Annotated in this window: 3 protein-coding genes; all 3 read left to right on the forward strand. The window is 42.6% G+C overall.

Annotation, left to right across the window (positions count from 1 at the left end; genetic code table 11):
• The first annotated feature begins 2 nt into the window (after positions 1-2).
• Complete coding sequence (locus HMPREF2926_RS10065; protein WP_070587760.1) at positions 3-1,055, forward strand: glycosyltransferase; 1,053 nt, start codon at positions 3-5, stop codon at positions 1,053-1,055.
• Between the two features lie 145 nt (positions 1,056-1,200).
• The gene (locus tag HMPREF2926_RS10070; RefSeq protein ID WP_070587761.1) at positions 1,201-4,671 is read left to right on the forward strand and encodes a GBS Bsp-like repeat-containing protein; all 3,471 of its coding nucleotides are present in this window, start codon (positions 1,201-1,203) and stop codon (positions 4,669-4,671) included.
• Positions 4,672-4,815: 144 nt separating this feature from the next.
• On the forward strand, positions 4,816-6,672 hold a 1,857-nt coding region (locus HMPREF2926_RS10075), incomplete at its 3' end, for a GBS Bsp-like repeat-containing protein (RefSeq protein WP_070587764.1).

Raw genomic sequence — 6,672 nt, forward strand, 5'->3', positions numbered from 1 at the left:
AGATGAAATACTATTTAAAAGAAGAATTTTTACACGACAATAATGCTAAAAATGCGGGAAATAAAGCGCGTAATGACGTTGAAGCAATTTTAAATAAATTAGGTTATTCTCCTTTGAAAGTTTTGGTGGATGACTGGTATCAAATGAATGTTCTTAGGGCACAGATTCATAAATATAGAGCTCTCTTTAGGGCTTTCAAAGACCTGAAGAAAAATGATGAGATCATAATTCAATTTCCTTTGTTACATCATTCTTTATTTCTTAACCATTTACTAAAAAAACTTAAAAACAGGGGTACGGATGTCTATTTTTTAGTTCATGATTTGGAAACACTTCGTTTTGTGAATGATAAAACCTTACCATTTAGGATGAAGTTACGGATGAAACTAACTGAAAGTGATACGTTCCGTAGTGTTACAGGAATTATTGCTCATAACCCGGTTATGAAATCTGTCTTAGTGGATAAAGGGGTTGCAGAAGATAAGATTGTCAGCCTTGGTATTTTTGACTATTTGATTCCAGATTTTCGAGAAAAGAGTGGCCAAACAAAAAACCAGCCGATCATTGTGGCAGGTAATTTGGCCCAGGAAAAAGCTGGTTATCTCTATGCTCTTCCTGCAGAACCTGCCTATAATCTCTATGGTGTTGGTTTTGATGAGAGTAGAGCTTTAGAGAATGAAACTTACTTTGGCTCCTTCCTACCGGATGAGCTTCCTGCAGCCCTTGAGGGCGGTTTTGGTCTGGTCTGGGATGGAGATAGCGTTGAGACCTGTAGTGGCTTTTTTGGAGAATACCTCCGCTACAACAACTCTCACAAGGCGTCGCTTTATCTAGCATCGGGCTTCCCGCTGGTGGTGTGTAAACAGTCAGCCTTGTCTCACTTTGTGCTTGAGAAGGGCTGTGGGATTGCAGTAGAGTCTCTTCATGACTTGAAGGAGACAATCGACAATCTTTCAGATGCCGATTACCAAGATTTGGTGGACAATGCCAAACGTGTTGGTCAGGAAATCCGAGATGGTCACTACTTGAAGACAGCCTTAAAGCATTTAGCATAAGATCAAAAGAAGTCAGACGGACTTCTTTTTTTAGTTTTTCAAAAAAATATCACTAATTTTAAAAATTTGCCTTATAAAACTTTTCATCGCTGAAACCGTGTGGTAAAATGATTAAAGTATAAAATTTGTATAAAGGGAAGTTTATATGAAAAAGAAAGATCTTATTTTTTATGCCGGAGCGGCAGTCTTGATGGCTGTATCTGCTCAGGGAGTCAGTGCAGATGAGCTGGTTTCAAACGAGGCTGCTACTACTGAAGGCAACCAAGTCCAAGCTGAAAAAGCGCCAGAAGTAGTCGTTGCTGAAAAGTCGGTAGCACCTGTCGCAAGCAACTATGCAGCACCAGCAAATGTTACCGAACAGCCTGTAGCACCTGTGAACAAGGCCGCGGCTTCAGAAAGTGGAACCACATCTGTAGAGAAAGCGGTAGAAGCATCGACTACTGAGAAAGAAGAAACTCCTCTTCCGTCTGACACAGGAAGCACGACCTTCTTTAACACAGGCGCTCACGCTCCAGCTGGTCGCTCAACAGATGTAGCGGTTCAGCCAAAATCATTCGTTGATGTGAGTAGCCATAACGGAGACATTAGTATTGGAGACTACCGTACCCTAGCTAATAAAGGTGTGGGCGGTGTCGTTGTCAAATTGACAGAAGACACTTGGTACAAGAACCCGAATGCGGAGAACCAAATTCGTAATGCACAAGCTGCGGGTCTGCAAGTATCGACCTACCACTTTTCACGCTACACTTCTGAGGAAGCAGCGCGTGCAGAAGCGCGATTCTACATTGCAGAGGCGCAACGCTTGAATCTTCCAAAGAACACCCTCATGGTCAATGACTTTGAGGATGCCAAGATGCAGGCAAACATTAACCGCAACACCCAAGCCTGGGCGGACGAAATGCGTAAAAATGGCTACACCAACTTGATGTTCTACACCAGTGCTAGCTGGTTGGATGAAAACAACCTTCGCAAGAAAGGTCCTGTCAACACCGCTCAATTTGGTCTTCAGAATTTCTGGGTTGCGCAATACCCTTCTCCAAAACTGTCTGTAAACGATGCGAAAAGCTTGCGTTACAATGGGAAAGCTGGCGCCTGGCAGTTCACTTCTCAAGCGGAATTGCTTCCAGGAAAACACCTCTTTGACCACAGTGTGGATTATACCGGTCGCTTCACAGCGAACGCAAAACCTGCAGCGGATCCAACAGAAGGCAGCTTAAGTGGGAAGATTGACATTGTCAATAACGATACTATGGCGGGACGCTTTGATGTTGTCATCTCAAATGTCAAGGCACCAAATGGAGTTCGAAGTGTTTCTGTACCGATCTGGTCAGAAACAGGTGGTCAAGATGACCTTGTTTGGTATACAGCCAACCGTCAAGCAAACGGAACCTATACTGTTAATGTAAAAGCAGCGGACCATAAAAACTCAACCGGTCTTTACAATGTCCATCTTTACTATGTTCAGAACAATGGACAATTGACGGGTGTTGGCGGAACTTCGACTCAAGTATTCATTGGTAAGACACCTGAGCAGTTAAAACCTAAAGCAAGTTTTATTATTGAAAACAATAATGCTAAATCAGGAACTTTCGACGCTGTGATCACTAATATCACAGCACCACTAGGTGTGAAAGAAGTTTTAGTCCCATCATGGAGTCTAGAAAATGGACAAGATGATCTTATCTGGCACAAGGCAACTAAGCAAACTGATGGTAGCTATCGCGTAACGATTAAGGCAAGTGAGCATAAGGGCAATAAAGGAAACTATCGTGCCGATGCTTACATCGTTGACAACTCTAACAATCGTCATTATATTGCTGAAAAAGTAGTTTCGGTTGATTACGTTCGACCGAGTGGAGTTCTGACGATTGAAAACAATAACCCAGTAGCAGGTACCTTTGATGCTGTTGTTAGTAATATTGTTGCACCGACAGGTCTAAAAGAAGTTCTAGTTCCATCATGGAGTTTGGTTGGTGGCCAAGATGACCTCATTTGGCACAAGGCAACGCGTCAAGCGGATGGTTCTTATCGTGTGACTATTAAAGCGAGTGATCATAAGGATTCAACTGGCAATTACCGTGCTGATGCTTACATCGTAGATGATTCCAATAATCGTCATTATATTTCTGAAAAAGTAGTTGACGTTCGTCAATCACGTCCAACTGCTTCATTAACGATCGAAAACAATAATGTTTCTACTGGTAGTTTTGATGCGGTTATTCGTAATGTGGTTGCACCGACTGGTATAAAGGAAATCTTAGTTCCATCATGGAGTCTAGAAAATGGACAGGATGATCTTGTATGGCACAAGGCAAATCGTCAATCTGATGGTAGTTATCGAGTGACGATTAAAGCAAGTGATCATAAAAACTCACTAGGGAACTATCGTGCAGACCTTTATATTGTTGATAATGATAACAACCGTCATTTTGTTACTGAAACAGTTGTAACCGTTAAACATGATAATCCAACGGGAATCATTTCGGTTGTCAATAACAATAAAGACACAGGCAACTTTGACGTCATCATCAAGGATGTCTACAGTCCTAAAGGGGTGCGAACTGTGCAAGTCCCAACTTGGTCTGATAAGGAAGGACAGGATGATCTCCGCTGGTATGAAGCGGCTCGCCAAGCGAACGGGGACTACAAGGTATCCGTCAAAGCGAGCGATCACAAGAACTCTACTGGTAAGTACCATGTTCACCTTTACTACATTCAAAATGATGGTTCTCGGATTGGTATTGGTACCACGACTACAGACGTGGAGTTCCGAAATGCGACGACCAAGACGCAAGCTGCTATCAAGAATGTCAATGCAACGAACGGGACTTATACAGTAGCTGTGGATCAAGCTCCTCAAGGTCGTCAGATTAAGAACATCCGTGTTGCTGCCTGGTCCAAAGCTCATCAAGAAAATCTTTACTGGTATTCCGCAACGCCGACAGGTATGCACACAGAGATCACAGTCTCTGCCAATAATCACGGTAATGAAGTGGGTAACTATACTACACACGTCTATGTGGACTACAAAGATGGTGGTGTTGAAGGCTTTAACCTTGGTCAAACAGCCTTGTCTCCACGAAATCAAAAGGTGAACCCACAAACAACCTATTATTCTCAACGGGATCCTCGTTGGGCTGGGAAATATTACGGTGTGAGCAATGTCGATCAGTCAGGTTGTGTGCCAACCTCTCTTGCCATGACCTTCACAGATATCCTTGGCAGAACTATTTTGCCAACAACAGTAGCTGATTATCTCTACAACAATACTGATTCATTCAACAAAGGTGAAGCAGGAACAGATTCTGATGGGATTGTAGCTGCCACTCGTAATTGGGGCTTGAAGAGCCAATTGATTAATGGAGCTGGAGGCATTGCAGAAGCCCTCATGGCTGGCAAGCATGTACTTGCTGCGGTAGGCAATAGCCAATTTACTAGCGATCCTTATACTCATGAATTGGTCTTGCATGGTTATGACAATGGAAGAACCTATGTACGCGATCCATATAATAGTGGCAACAACGGCTGGTACTCTATCAATTATCTTCATTCCATTAAGAGTAAAGACCCGATGGATAACAAGCTCGGAGCACCTTTCTTCTCAATTTTTGCATAAGCTAAACAGAAGGCCGACTTGGCCTTCTGTTTTCTTTAAAGGAGGGATAAAATCTTCTCATGATATTGTTTCTTGATCCGGCAGTTTATGCTATAATACTACTATGTGGGTACAATCCGTATAAAAATTTGTAAGGGAAGATACATGAAAAAGAAAGATCTTATTTTTTACGCAGGGACAGCTGTTTTGTTGGCCTTTTCAACACAACAAGCCAAAGCCGATGAGCAAGGTGCGTCCGATCAAACACCAGAAAATACATCAGCTGTCGTTGCAAAAACAACGACTTCATCAGAAACGCAGAATACTACAGCTAATGTGGTAGGAACTGATCAAGCAGTTCAGATAGAAAATACCGTTGCAACAGTGGCAACACCTGTTACACCGACTCCATCTTCTGACGAGGTTACTAGCGAGAAGGTTCCATCAGAGCAACCAACAACTGCTGTGGTAGCTAGTCGCGCTCCATACGGCGCACGCGCACGAGTGGTAGAAACAGAAAATAATAGTTTACCGACAGAACATGTACAGAAACCAAGTGGTACTCTCTCAATTGAAAACAGTGATCAAACTACAGGTACCTTTGATGCAGTTGTTAGTAATATCACATCTCCAGGGGGTGTGAAAGAGGTTTTGGTGCCATCATGGAGTCTAGAAAATGGCCAAGACGATCTTATCTGGCATAAGGCGACGAAGCAAACGGATGGTAGCTATCGAGTAACTATAAAAGCGAGTGAGCATAAGTGGAATAAAGGAAACTACCGTGCAGATGCTTATATTGTTGACAACTCTGGTAACCCCCACTATATCGCCGAACGAGTGGTTTCGGTTGATTATGTTCGACCAAGTGGAGTTCTGACGATTGAAAACAACAACCCAGTAGCAGGTACCTTTGATGCGGTTGTTAGCAATATTGTTGCACCAACTGGTCTAAAAGAAGTTTTAGTTCCATCATGGAGTCTTGAAAATGGCCAGGATGACCTTGTATGGCATAAGGCAACACGTCAAGCAGATGGTTCTTATCGTGTGACTATAAAAGCGAATGATCATAAGAATTCTACTGGGAATTACCGTGCTGACGCCTACATTGTAGATGATTCAAATAATCGTTTTTATCTGACTGAAAAAGTAGTTGAGGTTCACCAGGTCAAACCAAGTGGTACTGTTACAATTGAGAACAAAAATTCAGAGACAGGTACCTTTGATGCAGTTATTCGCAATGTAGTTGCCCCATATGGTTTGAAAGAGGTTCTAGTTCCTACCTGGTCTAACAAAAACGGTCAGGACGATTTAGTTTGGCATAAAGCAGAACGTCAAGATGATGGCAGCTATCGTGCGACCATCAAAGCATCTGATCATAAAAATGACACAGGTGAATTTAATATTCATATTTACTATGTAGATCAAAATAATCAACGTAACTACATTACAGAGACTAAGACAGAAGTACATGAAGTCAAACCAAGTGGTACTGTTACAATTGAGAACAACAATACCGTAACAGGTACCTTTGACGCGGTTATTCGTAATGTTGTTGCACCAAATGGTTTGAAAGAAGTTCTGATCCCAACCTGGTCGGATTCGAACGGGCCTGATGATCTAGTATGGCACAAAGCAGTCCGTCAAAGTGATGGCAGCTATCGTGCGACCATCAAAGCTTCAGACCATAAAAATGAAGATGGGAAATACAATGTCCATGTTTATTATGTAGATCAAAATAACCAACGAAGCTACATAACAGAAACCACGACAGAAGTGCGTCAAGCCCGCCGCTCTGGTACAATCTTGATCCAAAACAACAACAAGGATACAGGAACCTTTGACGTCATCATCAAAGATGTCTACAGCCCTAAAGGTGTGCAGACTGTGCAAGTACCAACCTGGTCTGATAAGGACGGACAGGATGATCTCCGCTGGTATGAAGCAACTCGTCAAGCGAACGGAGATTACAAGGTATCTGTCAAAGCAAGCGACCACAAGAACTCTACTGGTAAGTACCATGTT

Origin of the sequence: Streptococcus sp. HMSC078D09 (genome assembly GCF_001813675.1) — a bacterium.
Lineage (GTDB): Bacteria > Bacillota > Bacilli > Lactobacillales > Streptococcaceae > Streptococcus.

What these genes read in the sequence shown, in the direction of transcription:
- HMPREF2926_RS10065 (WP_070587760.1), top strand. Translation starts at nt 3, where the DNA reads ATGAAATACTATTTAAAAGAAGAATTTTTACACGACAATAATGCTAAA.
- HMPREF2926_RS10070 (WP_070587761.1), top strand. Translation starts at nt 1,201, where the DNA reads ATGAAAAAGAAAGATCTTATTTTTTATGCCGGAGCGGCAGTCTTGATG.